This window comes from Pseudoalteromonas sp. CO325X (assembly GCF_004208955.1).
Classification (GTDB): domain Bacteria; phylum Pseudomonadota; class Gammaproteobacteria; order Enterobacterales; family Alteromonadaceae; genus Pseudoalteromonas; species Pseudoalteromonas ruthenica.
In genome coordinates this window covers 1-18672 of record NZ_SGPG01000011.1, presented here as the reverse complement: position 1 = coordinate 18672, position 18672 = coordinate 1, and the positions used below count along the sequence as shown (strand labels likewise).

Genomic DNA, 18672 nt, shown 5'->3' with positions numbered 1-18672 from the left:
AAGGGTTAGGCCACATCAGTGAGAGGCTGAGCAAAACTGCTAGTCTGCGTTGTTTCACCGAACCATGCAAGTTGCTGATGTAGCGAAGCGACCTCGCCAATTATTAATAATGCTGGGGATTGAATCGCATGTGTTTCGATTAGTTCGCTGAGCTGCGCCAGCTGCCCTGTGATTACACGCTGATCTTTGCGCGTGCCATTTTCTACTATCGCCACAGGAGTAGTAGCACTGCGCCCATGAGCCAGCAGCTGGCTTTGAATATGCGGTGACTTAATCACACCCATATAGATAGCCAAAGTTTGATTGGGTTTAGCCAAAGAGGGCCAATCCAGTTCTTGACCCTCTTTTTTGCAGTGCCCGGTGACAAATTGGATGGCCTGAGCATGGTCGCGATGTGTCAGCGGGATACCTGCATAGGCGCTGCACCCTGCTGCTGCAGTGATGCCTGGTACAATTTGATAGCTTACACCGTGACTGGCCAGCACCTGTACTTCCTCACCACCACGACCATAAATAAAGGGGTCACCACCCTTAATGCGGCACACTTTCTTACCTTGTTGTGCCAACTCAACGAGCAGCTCATTAGTGCGCTCTTGTGGCACACTGTGGTCGCCTGCGCGTTTGCCCACGCAAATGAGCTCAGCGTCGCGTCGCACAAGCTCCATAATTTCATCTGATACCAAGTAGTCATATACCACCACATCGGCTTGCTGCATCAATTGCAGAGCTTTGAGGGTCAATAACTCAGGGTCGCCAGGGCCTGCGCCAACCACATACACTTCGCCTTGAGGGGGTAGGTTGTCATCAAGCATGGTGGTGAGCTGGTCACTGGCTTGTTCGATGTTGCCTTTTTGCACGGTGCTTACGACATTGGAATCAAACACCCGTTCCCAAAATTGACGGCGATCGTCAAAGCTTGTAAAACGTTGCTTTACTTGTTTTCGGAAGCTACCTACTAATTTGGCCAATGCGCCTATATGCTGAGGAATTAACGTTTCCAACTTTTCCCGTAGTCGGCGAGCCAATACCGGCGCAGTTCCTGCACTGGAAATAGCAATGGTGATTGGATCTCTATCCACGATAGAGGGGAAAATAAACCGGCATTTAGGTTGATCGTCGACAACATTGACGAAAATATTATGCTGTTCAGCGGCTTCGAATACTTGGGTATTTACGGTATCGTTATCAGTAGCAGCAATAATCAACATATAGCCAAGCACTTGCTCTGGCTGAAAATAAGCTCGTTGCAACGTTAATTTTTGCTGCTTTTCAAGGGCTTCAAGTTCAGCACAAAACTCGGGGGCAATAACCGTAACTTTAGCGCGTGCTTTGAGGAAAGCTTGTGACTTACGCAGTGCGACCTCGCCGCCGCCGATCACGAGTACCGGCTTGTCATCAAGTTTTGTAAAAATGGGTAAATATTGCACCACGCACCACCTAATTTGTTAACACCGAAAGCGACAATGTTTTATTGAGCTTAGAGAATGCAAGGATATAGGCAGCATTAACGGTTAAAAAATAATTTGTTCCAAGCTTATATAGCTAAAAGTTATATGCCGACTTGTGAAATGGCTTAAGGCAATAAGAATCAATATTAAGGCGCTATTTTAAGTAGATTAAAGTGATGAAATTGAAAGCGATAACGGCGATATAATCACTAAGCGCAGGACTAGGAGATGACCATGAGTGACGTTCACGATGCGCAGTTAGCGCTCGCTTGTTTAGATTACACCCGATTGCAAGAGCACGACAGTGAGGATGCAATGTGTCAATTTGTGGCGCAAATTAATACCGCCTATGCACTGCCCGCAGCGCTGTGCGTCTACCCACAATGGTTGCAGCTAACACGTCGCGAGCTCAATAATCGCAACTTACAACAAGTTCCGTTGGCCACAGTGACGAACTTTCCAACTGGTGACGAGGATTTGGCCACTGTTTTGGCGCAGACGCGTGAAGCGCTGCAATTGGGCGCCAATGAGATTGACTTGGTGCTACCTTATCGAGCGTTGCAGCAGGGCGACGAGCAAAAAGCTTTAGAATATGTATGTCAAAGCCGTGAACTCTGTGCCAATAAAGCGAAGCTAAAGGTGATTATTGAAAGTGGCGAATTGAGCTTGTCGCAAGTACGCATTGCCAGTCGCATTGCCATAGCTGGCGGCGCCGACTTTATTAAAACCAGCACCGGGAAAGTGGCTATTAATGCGACGCCAGAGGCCGTCGCGGTGATTTTTGACGAAGTTGCGCACGGTGAACGAGCAGTGGGTGTTAAAGTCTCTGGTGGCGTAAAAAACCTAAGCCAAGCGCAGTTATATCTGGATATGGCGGTAAACACTATGGGTGGAGCATGGTTGACGCCTTTTAACTTTCGTTTCGGGGCATCATCATTACTGGGTGAGTTGTACAACGTGTTATGAGTGACAGTGAAGCGGAAAAAATAGCGCTAGAGCATGATGCTGCGCGACGCTTTCTGCGCGCCTATGAGCGCTATTATCATATTCCGATGCGCCATATTTGGCACAATCAACCAGCGAAGCCCGATGTCAGTTGCTACATGGAAAGTGAGCGCTTAGATATCGAGATTGCGCATTTGTATGCCAACGAGCATGAAGCGATGGCCGTGCTTGGTCGACCTTTGAGCCTTGATATACAACGCCAGCTGGCGCAGTTGGCACTAAACCCAGATACAGAGCAGCTGCGCTATGCACTCTCTAAACTACTCAGTGCCAAGGCCGCCAAACGTTATGACAGCAAGCGCGTATGGCTGCTAATTCGTAATGCTAGCACGCTTTGGCATCATCAAGACTTTCTTGAAGTAAAGCCGCAGTTGGTCCTTGCACCAGGTCATCCATTCGAACAAATTTGGCTATTAACCGACTGGCAAGGCACGCATGAGCCATTACAGCTTTATAGCGCTAAATAAATCACAGCCACTACCTCTAAATTAATTTTCGGTGGCCTTTGTTTTGCTCTTGTTTTAGCGTCACTGGTCAGTATAATGGGCATCCACTTTGCAGGGGCGTAGTTCCAATTGGTAGAACAGCGGTCTCCAAAACCGACGGTTGGGAGTTCGAATCTCTCCGCCCCTGCCACTTTTCACAGACAAGTCTAAGTCTAAAAATCTGTTTTAAAGCATGTTTTTAAGGTTAGATTTGGATAGATTTACCCTGTCGTGTGACGGGGTTGTTGTGTCTGTATTTAAGGTATTAGGATTATGAGTGCAAATGTAGAAAACTCGTCAAGCCCGATGGACTTGGTAAAATGGCTTATCGCCATTGCGTTGCTGGCAGCAGCAGTAGTAGGCAACACCATGTATGGTGAAGAGTCTGCGTTAATTCGAGCTATTGGCGTGGTTGCTGCAATCGCCGTTGCCCTGGGTATTGCGGCAACGACAGGCAAAGGTCGCTCCTTCATCTCGTTTGCGAAAGAAGCTCGCATCGAAGTACGCAAAGTTGTTTGGCCAACACGCCAAGAAACCACACACACAACATTTATCGTGATGATCGCGACAGTGATTATGGCGCTTATCTTGTGGGGATTGGACGGAATTTTATTCCGCCTAGTGGGCTTTTTAACTGGATTGGAGATCTAATCCCATGACGGATGAGAACAAAGAAAAGAAATTACGTTGGTATGTAATCCAGGCTTTCTCAGGTTTTGAGAAGCGTGTTGCGCAAACCATCAAAGAGCACATCAAAATCCAAGGCCTTGAAGATAGCTTTGGTGAGGTGCTGGTGCCAACTGAAGAAGTAGTGGAAATGCGCGCCGGTCAAAAGCGCAAATCAGAACGTAAATTTTTTCCAGGTTACGTACTGGTAGAAATGGACATGAATGATGAGAGCTGGCACCTAGTGAACAGCACTCCTCGCGTGATGGGTTTCATTGGTGGTACTTCTGATCGTCCAGCACCAATCAGCAAGCGCGAAGCCGACCGCATTCTTAATCGTCTCGAAGAAAATGCTGAAGCGCCGAAGCCAGCCACCTTGTTTGAAGCAGGTGAAGTGGTTCGTGTTATTGATGGCCCATTTGCTGATTTCAACGGTGTGGTTGAAGAAGTGGATTACGAGAAAAGCCGCTTGAAAGTATCGGTACTTATCTTTGGTCGTTCTACCCCTGTTGAACTTGAATTTGGTCAGGTTGAACAAGACAAGTAAGTTGCTCGTAAAACACGCAAACTAATGTTGAAAAAGGCCGCTGACTAACTTATAATCAGCGGCCTTTTTGTAGCAGCTGAAAATGCTGGCTGCAAAATAGGTTTTTTATTAATTGGGAAGCCGTTTGAGTACGCGTCCTCGCGCGCACGAGGCTAAGACCCACCTAACGAGGTATAATCATGGCTAAAAAAGTTGAAGCTTTAATCAAGCTACAAGTTGCTGCTGGTATGGCTAACCCTAGTCCACCAGTAGGTCCTGCTCTAGGTCAACACGGTGTAAACATCATGGAATTCTGTAAAGCGTTCAACGCTCGTACAGAATCTCTAGAGAAAGGCGCTCCGGTTCCTGTAATCATCTCTGTTTACAATGACCGTTCTTTCACGTTTGACATGAAAACGCCACCTGCTGCTTACCTACTTAAGAAAGCTGCAGGCATTAAGTCTGGTTCAGGCCGTCCTAACACTGAAAAAGTGGGTACAGTTACTCGTGCTCAACTTGAAGAGATCGTTGAGATGAAGAAACCTGACCTTACAGCGGCTGATATGGACGCTGCGGTACGCACTATCGCAGGTTCTGCGCGTGCAATGGGCTTGAACGTAGAGGACTAAGATAATGGCAAAATTAACTAAACGTATGCGTACTATCCGCGAAAAAGTGGATGTCACTAAAGATTACGAAATCAACGAAGCTGTTGCACTTCTAAAAGAGCTAGCAACTGCTAAGTTCGTTGAAAGTGTTGACGTTGCTGTTAACCTTGGTATCGATGCACGTAAATCTGACCAAAACGTACGTGGTGCGACTGTACTTCCAAATGGTACTGGTCGTGACGTTCGCGTTGCTGTATTCACTTCAGGTGCTAATGCAGATGCAGCTAAAGAAGCTGGCGCGGATATCGTAGGTATGGAAGATCTTGCTGACAAAGTAAAAGCTGGCGAGATGGACTTTGACGTTGTTGTTGCTTCTCCAGATGCAATGCGCGTTGTTGGTCAACTAGGTCAAATCCTAGGTCCACGTGGTCTTATGCCTAACCCTAAAACTGGTACTGTAACACCTAATGTTGCTGAAGCAGTTAAAAACGCGAAAGCGGGTCAGGTTCGTTACCGCAACGACAAGAACGGTATCGTTCACTCTACCATTGGTAAAGTTGACTTCACTGCTGAACAGTTACAACAAAACCTTGAGTCTCTTATCGTAGCGCTTAAGAAGGCTAAGCCTTCACAAGCAAAAGGTACTTACATCAAGAAAGTAAGCATCTCGACTACTATGGGCGCAGGTGTTGCTGTTGACCAAAACTCACTAAGCACGCAAGTAGCGTAATTTAGGAGTTTACGTGGCGCGATTTTTATACTATAATTTCGCGCCATTTTGTTGAGTATTGCACTCAACAATCAACGAATTCGGGTTGAAGCCAACGTTGTTGGCTTCCGTCCAAGACCGTAGGTGCAGTCACGTATTGCTTAATTTCCTACGTAGACGGTGTGAATCCCAGCTAGATTTTTCCTAATCTTCTGGCTCTCGCCGTAACAAGCAGCTCCGTCATGATGATGGAGTAGAGTAAAACTGAGGTATTTCGGTATCTCACTGAACCAGGAGTAACACCCATGGCTTTAAATCTTCAAGACAAAAAAGCAATTGTTGCTGAAGTCAACGAAGCTGCCAAAGGTGCTCTATCTGCAGTAGTTGCAGATTCTCGTGGTGTAACTGTTGACGCTATCACTTCACTTCGTAAAGAAGCTCGTGAAGCAGGTGTATGGATGAAAGTCGTTCGTAACACGCTAGCTAAACGCGCTATCGAAGGGACTGATTACGAGTGTCTTAACGATTCACTAGTAGGCCCTAGCCTAATCGCTTTCTCTTCTGAGCACCCAGGTGCTGCAGCGCGTATCTTCACAGATTTCGCAAAGAGTAACGAAGCATTTGAGCTTAAAACGGCTGTATTTGACGGTGAAATCGTAGATGTAGATATGCTAGCTAAGCTACCTACATACGACGAAGCAGTTGCACGTCTAATGAGCGCTATGAAAGAAGCTTCTGCAGGCAAGTTGGCAAAAACTCTTGCTGCAGTTCGCGACCAGAAACAAGAACAAGCTGCTTAATTTTTATTTATAAGCTATTGTTCTTTATCGGTGTAATGAATTTAATGAACCCTCGGGTTCGAGAATATTAGGAAATTTATAATGTCTGTAACTAAAGACCAAATCCTTGACGCTATTGCTGAAATGTCAGTAATGGAAGTTGTTGAACTAGTTGAAGCAATGGAAGAAAAATTCGGCGTAACTGCTGCTGCTGCTGTTGTTGCTGCTGGTCCTGCTGAAGCTGCTGAAGAGAAGACTGAGTTCGACGTAATCCTAGCTGGCGCTGGCGGTAACAAAGTTGCTGCTATCAAAGCGGTACGTGGCGCAACAGGTCTTGGCCTTAAAGAAGCTAAAGCACTTGTTGAATCAGCTCCTGCACCTATCAAAGAAGGTGTTTCTAAGGAAGAAGCTGAAGCACTTAAGAAAGATCTTGAAGAAGCTGGTGCTGAAGTTGAGATCAAGTAATCTAGCGTATGCTAGGTTCGCTGCCTGAGTAATCAGGCAAGGGCTGGTGATTATTTAATCACCGGCCCTTTTGCGCTATAGAGCGAAAATTTGCTCCAGGGTGCTCTAAACCTAAATTTCACTTTTATTTTCAATTGGTTACATAACTTCATTGGCAATAGCAGTGACATTTAGGAACAACAATTCTAAATGTTGTAAATATTGGCATAGATGCCAGTTATGTCTGTTCTTACAAGAACAGGTAGGGTCAAAGATCAGCAAGCTGAGGAACCCCATGGCTTACTCTTATTCTGAAAAGAAACGTATCCGTAAGGATTTTGGTAAACGTCCACAGGTTTTGGACGTACCTTTCTTACTGCAAATGCAGTTAGAATCGTTTAAAAAATTCTTAACTCCGGACGCTGACGGCGATTTCGGTTTGGAAGCTGCCTTCCGCTCCGTTTTCCCGATTAAAAGCTATTCGGGCAACTCTGAGCTTCAATACGTAAGTTATCGTATTGGTGAGCCAGTGTTCGATGTTAAAGAATGTCAAATCCGCGGTGTGACTTATTCTGCTCCACTTCGCGTAAAACTTCGTCTTGTGCTTATGGACAAAGAAGCACCTGGCACAGTTAAAGACATCAAAGAGCAAGAAGTTTACATGGGCGAAATTCCGCTCATGACTGACACAGGTACCTTTGTTATCAATGGTACTGAGCGTGTTATCGTTTCTCAGCTACACCGTTCACCTGGTGTATTCTTTGATAACGACCGCGGTAAAACGCACTCCTCTGGTAAGGTGCTTTATAACGCTCGCGTTATTCCTTATCGTGGTTCATGGCTCGACTTTGAATTCGACGCTAAAGATAATCTCTACGTACGTATCGACCGTCGCCGTAAGTTGCCGTCGTCGATCATTTTGCGCGCGCTTGATTACTCAACAGAAGAAATTCTTAATATCTTCTTTGAAACCACTACCTTTGAGGTGAGTGACGGTAAAGTTCTCATGGAACTTGTGCCTGCGCGTCTACGTGGTGAAACCGCAGCCTTTGACATTAAAGGCGAAGATGGCGAAGTCTTGGTAGAACAAGGCCGTCGTATTACTGCGCGTCACATCAAGAGCATCGAGAAAAAAGGCATCAAGCAGCTAGAAGTACCGCATGAGTACGTCATCGGTCGAGTATTAGCGAAAAACTATGTTGATGAGTCAACAGGTGAAGTAATCGCCAATGCCAACGATGAACTATCGCTTGAGCTAATGGCTGAGCTTGTTAAAGCAGGTCACACCGAAATTGCTACTTTATATATCAATGAAGTAGACAGCGGCTCTTACATGTCAGATACCGTTCGTATCGACTCAACTACAAATCGCCTTGAGGCCTTGGTAGAAATCTACCGCATGATGCGCCCAGGTGAGCCGCCGACAAAAGAAGCTGCAGAAGCGCTATTTGAAAACTTATTCTTTACCGATGAGCGCTATGATCTATCAACCGTAGGTCGTATGAAGTTCAACAGCCGCGTTGGTTATGACACCGACGAAGGCCCAGGCACCTTGTCTAAAGAAGACATCGTGGCTGTGATGAAAGTGCTTATCGATATCCGTAACGGTAAAGGCGATGTTGATGACATCGACCACCTTGGTAACCGTCGTATCCGCTCTGTGGGTGAAATGGCAGAAAACCAGTTCCGTGTCGGTCTAGTTCGTGTTGAGCGTGCTGTACGTGAGCGTCTAAGCCTTGGTGACCTTGATGCCATCATGCCGCAAGATCTTATCAACGCCAAGCCAATTTCGGCAGCGGTGAAAGAGTTCTTCGGTTCATCACAGCTTTCTCAATTTATGGACCAAAACAACCCGCTATCAGAAGTTACGCACAAGCGTCGTATTTCTGCATTAGGTCCGGGTGGTCTTACGCGTGAGCGTGCAGGCTTCGAAGTACGTGACGTACACGTAACGCACTACGGTCGCGTATGTCCAATCGAAACGCCTGAAGGTCCAAACATCGGTCTAATTAACTCATTGTCTACGTATGCACGTACCAATGACTTTGGTTTCCTAGAAACACCTTACCGTAAAGTGGTTGATGGTGCGGTTACCGACGAGGTTGATTACCTTTCTGCTATCGAAGAAGGTCAGTTCGTTATTGCTCAGGCAAATGCTGACTTAAACGATGACAACGGATTTGTAGAAGAACTGATTACTTGTCGTCACAAAGGTGAGTCGACCTTGATGCCGCGTGATGACATCCAGTATATGGACGTTTCGCCACAACAGGTTATTTCAGTCGCTGCTGCGCTTATCCCATTCCTAGAGCACGATGATGCGAACCGTGCATTGATGGGATCGAACATGCAACGTCAGGCTGTACCAACACTACGTGCTGATAAGCCACTAGTAGGTACAGGTATCGAGCTTACCCTTGCGAAAGACTCAGGTGTAACTATCGTTGCTAAGCGTGGTGGTGTGGTTGATTACGCTGATGCGAGCCGTATCGTTATCAACGTAAATGAAGATGAGCGTGTACCTGGCGAAGCGGGTATCGACATCTACAACCTAACTAAGTACACCCGTTCTAACCAGAACACCTGTATCAACCAAAAGCCAACTTGTATGGTTGGTGAGCCAATTGTACGTGGTGACGTACTTGCTGATGGTCCGTCAACAGACCTTGGCGACTTGGCGTTGGGTCAAAACTTACGCGTGGCATTCATGCCTTGGAATGGTTACAACTTCGAGGATTCAATCCTCCTTTCAGAGAATGTTGTAAAAGAAGATCGTCTAACGACTATCCACATCCAAGAGCTTCAGTGTATTGCTCGTGATACTAAGCTTGGGCCGGAAGAAATCACTGCTGATATCCCGAACGTGGGTGAGTCTGCACTGGGCAAGCTAGATGAGTCTGGCGTTGTTTACATCGGTGCAGAAGTGAAAGGCGGCGACATTTTAGTAGGTAAAGTAACACCTAAAGGTGAAACTCAGCTTACGCCAGAAGAGAAGCTACTGCGTGCCATCTTTGGTGAGAAAGCGTCTGACGTTAAAGACAGCTCGCTACGTGTACCAAACTCAGTATCAGGTACCGTAATCGACGTACAAGTCTTCACCCGTGACGGTGTAGAAAAAGACAAACGTGCGCTTGAAATCGAAGAAATGCAGCTTCGTGAAGCGAAAAAAGACTTCAACGAAGAGTTCAAGATCCTTGAAGAAGGTGTGTTAAGCCGTGCTCGTGGTCTATTGACCGGCGCAGGCATGGATGCAGCCAGCCTTGAAGGCCTCGCTGCTGATAAACTATTAACACAAAGCCTAGCTGATGAAGGCAAGCAAGCAGAACTTGAGCAACTAGCAGCGCAGTACGATGAGCTAAAAGCTGAGTACGATAAGAAGTTTGAAACGAAACGTCGCAAGATCACTCAAGGTGATGACTTAGCACCAGGCGTATTGAAGATTGTGAAGGTTTACCTAGCGGTTAAACGTCGCATCCAGCCAGGTGATAAGATGGCGGGTCGTCACGGTAACAAAGGTGTTATCTCGACTATCGTACCTGTAGAAGACATGCCTTACGATGAGAAAGGCCGTACCGTTGATATCGTATTGAACCCGCTGGGCGTACCATCGCGTATGAACATCGGTCAGATCCTAGAGACTCACATGGGTCTTGCGGCACGCGGTATCGGTGAGCGTATTGAAGAAATGATGAAAGAGCAGCGTGAGCTTCACGAACTGCGTGAATTCATCAAGAAAGCTTACGAACTGGGTGAATGTCGCCAGCAAGTAGACATCGCTAGCTTCTCTGATGACGAAGTTCGTCGCCTAGCAGAGAATCTAAAAGGCGGTCTACCGATTGCTACTCCTGCATTTGACGGTGCTCGCGAAAGCGAAATCAAGGAAATGTTGGAGCTCGGTGGTTACCCATCAAGCGGTCAGGTAACGCTGTATGATGGTCGTACTGGCGATCAGTTTGAGCGTCAAGTAACCGTTGGTTACATGTACATGCTGAAACTGAACCACCTTGTTGATGACAAGATGCACGCGCGTTCTACTGGCTCATACAGCCTAGTAACGCAGCAGCCGCTAGGTGGTAAAGCACAGTTCGGTGGTCAGCGCTTCGGTGAGATGGAAGTCTGGGCACTAGAAGCGTACGGCGCGGCTTATACCCTGCAAGAGATGTTGACTGTGAAGTCGGATGACGTGAATGGTCGTACTAAGATGTATAAGAACATCGTTGACGGTAACCACAAGATGGAACCGGGTATGCCAGAATCATTCAACGTATTGTTGAAAGAAATCCGTTCACTCGGTATCAACATCGAGCTGGAAGAAGAATAAGCCGGTCGGGCGCAAGGCGCCCAAACCTGCGAACAAATAAATGGGCGGCTTGCCGCCCTCGAGATTAACCTCCGACAGGAGAGCTAAGGTGAAAGACTTACTTAAGTTTCTGAAGCAACAAAATAAGACCGAAGAATTCGATGCAATTCGCATTGGTCTTGCTTCGCCGGACATGGTGCGTTCATGGTCATATGGTGAAGTAAAGAAACCTGAGACCATTAACTACCGTACTTTCAAGCCTGAGCGTGACGGCTTATTCTGTGCCCGTATTTTCGGCCCAGTGAAAGATTACGAGTGTTTGTGTGGTAAATACAAGCGCTTGAAGCACCGTGGTGTTATTTGTGAAAAGTGTGGCGTTGAAGTAACGCTAACCAAAGTGCGTCGTGACCGTATGGGTCACATTGAGCTGGCAAGCCCAGTGGCACACATTTGGTTCCTAAAATCACTGCCATCGCGTATCGGCTTAATGCTTGATATGACGCTTCGTGACATCGAGCGTGTGCTGTACTTCGAATCATTCGTGGTAACCGAACCCGGTATGACGACGCTTGAGCGTGGTCAGCTTTTAGGTGAAGAAGAGTACCTTGATGCTCTTGAAGAGCACGGTGATGAATTTGAAGCGAAGATGGGTGCAGAAGCGGTACTTGATCTTCTTAAAGAACTCGACCTAGGTCAGCTGATTGCAGAAATGCGCGAAGAGCTACCAACTATCAACTCTGAAACCAAGCGTAAGAAAATTACCAAGCGTTTGAAGTTGATGGAATCATTCCACCAGTCAGGTAACAACCCTGAGTGGATGGTAATGAGCGTTCTTCCAGTGCTACCGCCTGATCTACGTCCACTTGTACCACTAGACGGCGGTCGTTTTGCGACTTCAGATCTAAACGACCTTTATCGTCGTGTGATCAACCGTAACAACCGTTTGAAGCGCCTTCTCGATTTAGCCGCGCCAGACATCATCGTACGCAACGAAAAGCGTATGCTGCAAGAAGCGGTGGATGCGCTCCTTGATAACGGTCGTCGTGGTCGTGCTATTACCGGTTCTAACAAGCGTCCACTTAAGTCGCTTGCAGACATGATCAAAGGTAAGCAAGGTCGTTTCCGTCAAAACCTTCTTGGTAAGCGTGTTGACTACTCAGGCCGTTCTGTAATTACCGTAGGTCCTACACTGAAACTACACCAGTGTGGTCTGCCTAAGAAAATGGCTCTTGAGCTATTCAAGCCTTTCATCTACGGCAAACTTGAGCGCCGTGGTATGGCGACAACCATCAAAGCAGCGAAGAAGATGGTTGAGCGCGAAGTACCAGAGGTTTGGGACGTACTAGACGAAGTTATTCGTGAACACCCAGTGCTACTTAACCGTGCACCCACCCTTCACCGTTTGGGTATCCAGGCGTTTGAGCCGGTACTTATCGAAGGTAAAGCGATTCACCTGCACCCATTGGTGTGTGCGGCGTATAACGCTGACTTCGACGGTGACCAAATGGCGGTTCACGTACCATTAACGCTAGAAGCGCAGCTAGAAGCACGCGCGTTGATGATGTCAACCAACAACATTCTTTCGCCTGCGAACGGTGAGCCAATCATCGTACCTTCACAGGACGTTGTTTTGGGTCTTTACTACATGACCCGTGACCGCATTAATGCCAAAGGTGAAGGCCTGGTATTTAAAGACGCGAAAGAAGCTGAAAAAGCCTATCGTACTGGTACTGCCGAGCTACATGCTCGAGTAAAAGTACGGATGACAGAAACGGTAATCGAAGAAGACGGTAGCACTGAAGAAGTGACCGGCGTTATCGATACCACTGTTGGTCGTGCTATTTTCTCGTTGATCATGCCTAAAGGCTTACCTTTCTCACTGGTTAACCGTGCGTTAGGTAAGAAGCAAATCTCCGGTATGCTTAATGAGTGTTACCGTCGTCTAGGCTTGAAAGACACCGTAGTGTTTGCTGACCAAGTGATGTACACCGGTTTCCACTATGCGATGAAATCGGGTGTATCAATCGGCATCAACGACATGGAAATCCCGCCGGTTAAAACCGAGATCATCGATGCAGCGGAAGCTGAGGTTGCCGAAATCAACCAACAATTCCAGTCTGGTCTTGTCACAGCGGGTGAGAAGTACAACAAAGTTATCGATATTTGGTCACGTGTGAACGAAAACTTATCACGCGAAATGATGGCGAACTTATCGAAAGACACTGTCATCAATGCTGAGGGTAACGAAGAAGAGCAAGACTCATTCAACTCAGTGTTTATGATGGCCGACTCGGGCGCACGGGGTAGTGCCGCTCAGATTCGTCAGCTAGCGGGTATGCGTGGTCTAATGGCTCGTCCAGATGGTTCAATCATCGAAACGCCCATTACCGCGAACTTCCGTGAAGGTCTAAACGTACTTCAGTACTTCATCTCAACGCACGGTGCGCGTAAAGGTCTTGCCGATACCGCATTGAAGACAGCGAACTCGGGTTACCTAACGCGTCGTCTCGTAGACGTAGCGCAAGACTTGGTAATCAATGAGAGCGACTGTGGCACTGAAGATGGTCTAACTATGAAGCCACTTATTGAAGGTGGTGACGTAGTAGAGCCGCTACGCGAGCGTGTACTAGGGCGTGTAGTTGCTGAAGACGTACTTAAGCCAGGCACTGAGGAAGTGTTGGTTGAGCGTAACATCATGCTTGACGAGAAGCTGTGTGACCTACTTGAAGAGCACTCAGTGGATGAAGTACGTGTTCGTTCTGTTATCACCTGTGACAATGACTTTGGTGTATGTGCTAAATGTTACGGTCGTGACTTGGCTCGTGGCCATATCATCAACCCAGGTGAAGCGGTCGGTGTTATTGCAGCACAGTCAATCGGTGAGCCAGGTACACAGCTTACCATGCGTACCTTCCACATCGGTGGTGCAGCATCGCGGGCATCTGCAGAGAACAGCGTACAAGTTAAAAACAATGGTCGTCTGAAACTTCACAACGCGAAATATGTGTTGAATTCAGAAGGCAAGATCGTTATCACTTCACGTTCTACCGAGATCACCATCATTGATGAGCATGGTCGTGAGAAAGAGCGTTATAAAGTACCTTACGGTGCAGTGTTAACGGTACAAGATGGTGCCGAAGTGAAAGGCAACGACATCGTAGCGATGTGGGACCCGCACAGTCACCCAATCATCATCGAGCACGAGTCAAAAGTATCGTTCAGCGATATCGATGACTCTAACACCGAAGCTCAGACCGACGAGTTGACTGGTCTAACGCGTGTGGTTGTTAAAGACCTAGCCAAGGTGAATGCGAAAGAGCCTAAGCTTATCATTGAGAATGAAGAGCGCGGCCTGCAAGAGATTCGCCTACCGTCATTCACCACCATTGAGGTGAGCGATGGCGCTACGGTGAACCCAGGTGATGTGCTTGCACGTATCCCGCAGGAAGGTTCGAAAACTCGTGATATTACCGGTGGTCTACCACGTGTTGCTGACCTATTCGAAGCGCGTAAGCCGAAAGATCCAGCCATCCTAGCAGAGATCTCAGGTACGGTAAGCTTTGGTAAAGAAACCAAAGGTAAGAAGCGTCTTGTAATCACCCCAGCGGAAGGTGATGCATACGAAGAGATGATTCCAAAGTGGCGTCAGCTTAACGTGTTCGAAGGTGAGACAGTGAGCAAAGGTGAAGTAATCGCCGATGGTCCAGAGTCTCCACATGATATCCTTCGTCTACGTGGTGTGACCGATGTTGCTAACTACATCGTTAATGAAGTGCAAGACGTTTACCGTCTGCAAGGTGTAAAGATTAACGATAAGCACATCGAAACTGTTATTCGTCAGATGCTACGTAAATGTATCATCCTCGACGGTGGCGACACTGAATTCCTAGCCGGTGAACAGGTTGAAGTTGCACGCGTAAGCATCGCAAACCGTGAACTTGAAGCCGAAGGTAAGATCCCAGCGAAGTATGAAATTCAGCTAATGGGTATTACCAAAGCGTCATTGGCAACCGAATCATTCATTTCAGCAGCCTCGTTCCAGGAGACGACACGTGTCCTAACTGAAGCCGCTGTAAATGGTAAGAGCGATGAACTTCGCGGTCTGAAAGAAAACGTAATCGTGGGTCGCTTGATCCCAGCCGGTACTGGCTTTGCGTATCACCAAGATCGCCAAAATCGTCGTAAACAGAATGCAGAGGAACTGCTTGAGCCAACAGTAAGTGCCGAGGAAGCAACCCAAGCACTGACTGATGCACTTAATGCAGATTTGTCTGGCGACCAAGAATAACCGCTTAATTTCATAATTAAGTCACGCTGAGGGCGGTATAATACCGCTCTCGGCGTTGTTTTGGTTGACAGGCTAAACTTTGCTCATTAAAATTCCGCCACCCTTTTACTCGCTGGTGTTATCGCAGTGTGTAAATTGGGCGGAATTTTTAATTTCAGTAGTAACTTTAATTTTTCATCAGGAGCTATTTGATGGCAACTATTAACCAGCTAGTGCGCAAGCCACGTCGCAGCAAGGTTACAACTAGTAACTCAGCCGCGCTTAAGGCATGTCCACAAAAGCGTGGTGTATGTACTCGTGTATATACCACTACTCCTAAGAAACCAAACTCGGCTCTACGTAAAGTAGCCCGTGTACGTTTAACAAACGGTTTCGAAGTAACATCTTACATCGGTGGTGAAGGCCACAACCTTCAAGAGCACAGTGTAATCCTTATCCGTGGTGGTCGTGTTAAAGACTTACCTGGTGTACGTTTCCACACTGTTCGCGGTGCACTTGACTGTGCCGGCGTAAATGACCGTAAACAAGGTCGTTCTAAGTACGGTGCAAAACGTCCTAAGGGCTAATGGTTCTCCGTTAGTAAGGCCAAGCACTTAAGTTTTAATTAAATATTAGTTTTGGGAATCTGTTCAAAAAACAGACCTGAAGAAATCGGAGAGATAAAATGCCTAGAAGACGCGTAATAGGTCAACGTAAAATTCTTCCAGATCCTAAGTTCGGATCAGAATTACTTGCAAAGTTCGTCAACGTAGTAATGCTTGACGGCAAAAAGTCTACTGCTGAAAACATCGTTTATGGTGCGCTAGACGTGGCTGCTGAGAAATCAGGCAAACCGCACCTAGAAATCTTTGAGTCTGCACTTGAAAACGTTCGCCCACAGGTAGAGGTTAAATCTCGCCGTGTAGGTGGTTCAACGTACCAAGTACCAGTTGAAGTTCGTCCAGTTCGCCGCAACGCACTAGGTATGCGTTGGTTGGTTGAAGCTGCACGTAAGCGTGGTGAAAAATCTATGGGCCTTCGTCTGGCTCAAGAGATGATCGACGCAGCTGATAACAAAGGCACTGCGGTTAAGAAACGTGAAGACGTTCACCGTATGGCTGAAGCGAACAAAGCATTCGCTCATTACCGTTGGTAATCTGTCCTTAACCTTTAAGAGGATTATATGGCACGTACAACTCCAATTGAGCGCTACCGCAATATCGGTATTTGTGCTCACGTAGATGCAGGTAAAACCACCACGACGGAACGTGTACTTTTTTACACGGGCCTATCTCACAAAATTGGTGAGGTACACGATGGTGCTGCAACTATGGACTGGATGGAGCAAGAGCAGGAGCGTGGTATTACTATCACGTCTGCTGCGACCACTTGTTTCTGGAAAGGGATGGACGCGCAATTTGACGACCATCGCATCAATATCATCGATACTCCGGGACACGTAGACTTCACCATTGAAGTTGAGCGTTCACTGCGTGTACTTGATGGTGCTGTTGTCGTGCTTTGTGCTTCATCAGGTGTACAGCCACAGACAGAAACCGTCTGGCGTCAGGCCAATAAATACGAAGTTCCACGTATGATCTTCGTAAATAAAATGGACCGTATTGGCGCCGACTTTTTGTCGGTTGTAGATCAGGTGAAAACCCGTCTGGGTGCAACTCCTGTTCCGATTCAGCTGCCTATTGGTGCTGAAGAAGACTTTAAAGGTGTAATTGATCTTATCAAGATGAAAGCCATCAACTGGAACGAAGCGGACCAGGGGATGTCATTTACATTTGAGGAGATCCCGGCAGAGCTTCAAGACCAAGCCGAAGAATACCGCTCACTTCTTGTGGAAGCGGCGGCTGAGGCCAATGAAGAGCTAATGGACAAATATTTAGAAGAAGGTGAGCTCAGCGAAGCTGAGATCAAGCAAGGCCTTCGTGCTCGTACTCTAAGCAACGAAATTGTGCTGATGAGTTGCGGCAGTGCGTTCAAGAACAAAGGCGTGCAAGCGATGCTTGATGCCGTGATTGAATACATGCCTTCACCTACCGAAGTTAAACCGATTCAAGGTGTTCTTGATGATGGCGAGACTGAAGACACGCGTCCAGCAGATGACAAAGCGCCTTTCTCAGCATTGGCCTTTAAAATTGCTACCGACCCGTTCGTAGGCACGCTAACCTTCTTCCGTGTGTACTCAGGCACAGTTGCCCAGGGTGACACGGTATATAACCCAGTTAAATCAAAGCGTGAGCGCTTCGGTCGTATCGTCCAGATGCACTCAAACTCACGTGAAGAGATCAAAGAAGTTCGTGCCGGCGATATCGCCGCTGCGATTGGTCTCAAAGACGTAACAACAGGTGATACCCTGTGTGACGGGAATGCAATCATTACGCTAGAGCGTATGGAATTCCCAGAGCCGGTGATCTCTGTTGCGGTAGAGCCCAAAACCAAGGCAGACCAGGAAAAGATGGGTATCGCGCTAGGTAAACTAGCGGCAGAAGATCCTTCTTTCCGCGTACAAACAGACGAAGAATCTGGCCAGACTATTATCTCTGGTATGGGTGAATTACACCTCGATATTATCGTCGACCGTATGAAGCGTGAATTCAAAGTTGAATGTAACGTTGGTAAACCTCAGGTTGCCTACCGTGAGGCGATTCGTTCAGCCGTTAAGGTTGAGGGTAAGTTTGTTCGTCAATCGGGTGGTCGTGGCCAATATGGTCATGTTTGGGTCAAACTTGAACCGCTTGATATTAGCGATGAAGAAGCACCAACATTCGAGTTCGTTAACGAAATCGTTGGTGGTACTGTACCGAAGGAATATATTCCAGCGGTAGAAAAAGGTCTCCACGAGCAGATGGAGCAAGGTGTTCTTGCTGGTTATCCGCTTCTGGGCGTTAAAGCGACGTTATTCGATGGCTCGTTCCACGATGTCGACTCCAACGAAATGGCCTTTAAGATCGCAGGTGCAATGGCAATGCGTAACGGCGCGCTTGAAGCGAACCCCGTGTTGTTAGAGCCTATCATGAAGGTAGAAGTGATCACTCCTGAAGCAAACATGGGTGATGTTGTAGGCGACCTAAACCGTCGTCGCGGTATGATCGAAGGAATGGAAGAGGCACCAGGCGGCTTAAAACAAGTGAATGCCGAAGTACCGCTTTCAGAAATGTTCGGTTATGCAACTGACTTACGATCAGCTACACAAGGTCGTGCCTCGTACTCGATGGAATTCCTCAAGTACGCAGAAGCGGCTAAAAATGTGGCTGATGGAATTATTGCAGCTCGCGCTGTTAAGTAATTTGAGTTCGGTCCGATCTTCGGGTCGGACTTTAATTTCTTTATAGGAATTTTGAAAATGGCAAAAGAAAAGTTTGAACGTTCGAAACCGCACGTAAACGTAGGTACAATCGGCCACGTTGACCACGGTAAAAC

General features: G+C 47.2%; 14 protein-coding genes, 1 tRNA gene and 1 pseudogene. 15 read left to right on the top strand and 1 reads right to left on the bottom strand.

The annotated features are described in order from the left end of the window. Positions 1 to 5 precede the first annotated feature (5 nt). The gene (gene cysG, locus EXT46_RS04335) at positions 6 to 1427 is read right to left on the bottom strand and encodes a siroheme synthase CysG (protein WP_130145478.1); all 1422 of its coding nucleotides are present in this window, start codon (positions 1425 to 1427) and stop codon (positions 6 to 8) included. 255 nt (positions 1428 to 1682) lie between these two features. Here cysG and deoC point away from each other — a divergent pair, with 255 nt between their 5' ends. The 15 genes and pseudogenes from deoC to EXT46_RS04260 all read left to right on the top strand — a co-directional run. After that, positions 1683 to 2414: a deoxyribose-phosphate aldolase gene (gene deoC, locus EXT46_RS04330; RefSeq protein WP_205988207.1), complete on the top strand. Its 732-nt coding sequence runs from the start codon at positions 1683 to 1685 to the stop codon at positions 2412 to 2414. Continuing rightward, complete coding sequence (locus EXT46_RS04325; RefSeq protein ID WP_022944294.1) at positions 2411 to 2920, top strand: hypothetical protein; 510 nt, start codon at positions 2411 to 2413, stop codon at positions 2918 to 2920. The genes deoC and EXT46_RS04325 overlap by 4 nt, the downstream gene beginning before the upstream one ends. A gap of 92 nt (positions 2921 to 3012) precedes the next feature. Continuing rightward, positions 3013 to 3089: transfer RNA gene (locus EXT46_RS04320), tRNA-Trp, on the top strand. Between the two features lie 122 nt (positions 3090 to 3211). Continuing rightward, positions 3212 to 3589, top strand: a complete 378-nt coding sequence (gene secE / locus EXT46_RS04315; RefSeq protein ID WP_022944293.1) for a preprotein translocase subunit SecE — start codon at positions 3212 to 3214, stop codon at positions 3587 to 3589. Between the two features lie 4 nt (positions 3590 to 3593). After that, the gene (gene nusG / locus EXT46_RS04310) at positions 3594 to 4151 is read left to right on the top strand and encodes a transcription termination/antitermination protein NusG (RefSeq protein WP_022944292.1); all 558 of its coding nucleotides are present in this window, start codon (positions 3594 to 3596) and stop codon (positions 4149 to 4151) included. Between the two features lie 179 nt (positions 4152 to 4330). Next, positions 4331 to 4759 carry a 50S ribosomal protein L11 gene (gene rplK / locus EXT46_RS04305; protein ID WP_022944291.1) on the top strand — a complete coding sequence of 143 codons (429 nt, stop codon included), beginning with the start codon at positions 4331 to 4333 and terminating at the stop codon, positions 4757 to 4759. A 4-nt stretch (positions 4760 to 4763) separates the two neighbouring features. Next, a complete protein-coding gene (gene rplA / locus EXT46_RS04300; protein ID WP_022944290.1) occupies positions 4764 to 5468 on the top strand; it encodes a 50S ribosomal protein L1 in 705 nt (234 codons plus the stop codon). Positions 5469 to 5752: 284 nt separating this feature from the next. Beyond that, positions 5753 to 6247 carry a 50S ribosomal protein L10 gene (gene rplJ / locus EXT46_RS04295; protein WP_022944289.1) on the top strand — a complete coding sequence of 165 codons (495 nt, stop codon included), beginning with the start codon at positions 5753 to 5755 and terminating at the stop codon, positions 6245 to 6247. 81 nt (positions 6248 to 6328) lie between these two features. Further along, positions 6329 to 6691, top strand: coding sequence for a 50S ribosomal protein L7/L12 (gene rplL / locus EXT46_RS04290; RefSeq protein WP_022944288.1), 363 nt, complete (start codon positions 6329 to 6331; stop codon positions 6689 to 6691). A gap of 274 nt (positions 6692 to 6965) precedes the next feature. Further along, positions 6966 to 10991: a DNA-directed RNA polymerase subunit beta gene (rpoB, locus tag EXT46_RS04285; RefSeq protein ID WP_053911724.1), complete on the top strand. Its 4026-nt coding sequence runs from the start codon at positions 6966 to 6968 to the stop codon at positions 10989 to 10991. 88 nt (positions 10992 to 11079) lie between these two features. Continuing rightward, positions 11080 to 15258: a DNA-directed RNA polymerase subunit beta' gene (gene rpoC, locus EXT46_RS04280; RefSeq protein WP_022944286.1), complete on the top strand. Its 4179-nt coding sequence runs from the start codon at positions 11080 to 11082 to the stop codon at positions 15256 to 15258. A 191-nt stretch (positions 15259 to 15449) separates the two neighbouring features. Further along, positions 15450 to 15824: a 30S ribosomal protein S12 gene (gene rpsL / locus EXT46_RS04275; protein ID WP_022944285.1), complete on the top strand. Its 375-nt coding sequence runs from the start codon at positions 15450 to 15452 to the stop codon at positions 15822 to 15824. Positions 15825 to 15922: 98 nt separating this feature from the next. Next, complete coding sequence (rpsG, locus tag EXT46_RS04270) at positions 15923 to 16393, top strand: 30S ribosomal protein S7 (RefSeq protein ID WP_022944284.1); 471 nt, start codon at positions 15923 to 15925, stop codon at positions 16391 to 16393. Positions 16394 to 16420: 27 nt separating this feature from the next. After that, positions 16421 to 18538, top strand: coding sequence for an elongation factor G (fusA, locus tag EXT46_RS04265; protein ID WP_022944283.1), 2118 nt, complete (start codon positions 16421 to 16423; stop codon positions 18536 to 18538). 57 nt (positions 18539 to 18595) lie between these two features. Beyond that, a pseudogene (locus EXT46_RS04260) lies at positions 18596 to 18672 on the top strand (elongation factor Tu); the annotation flags it as partial.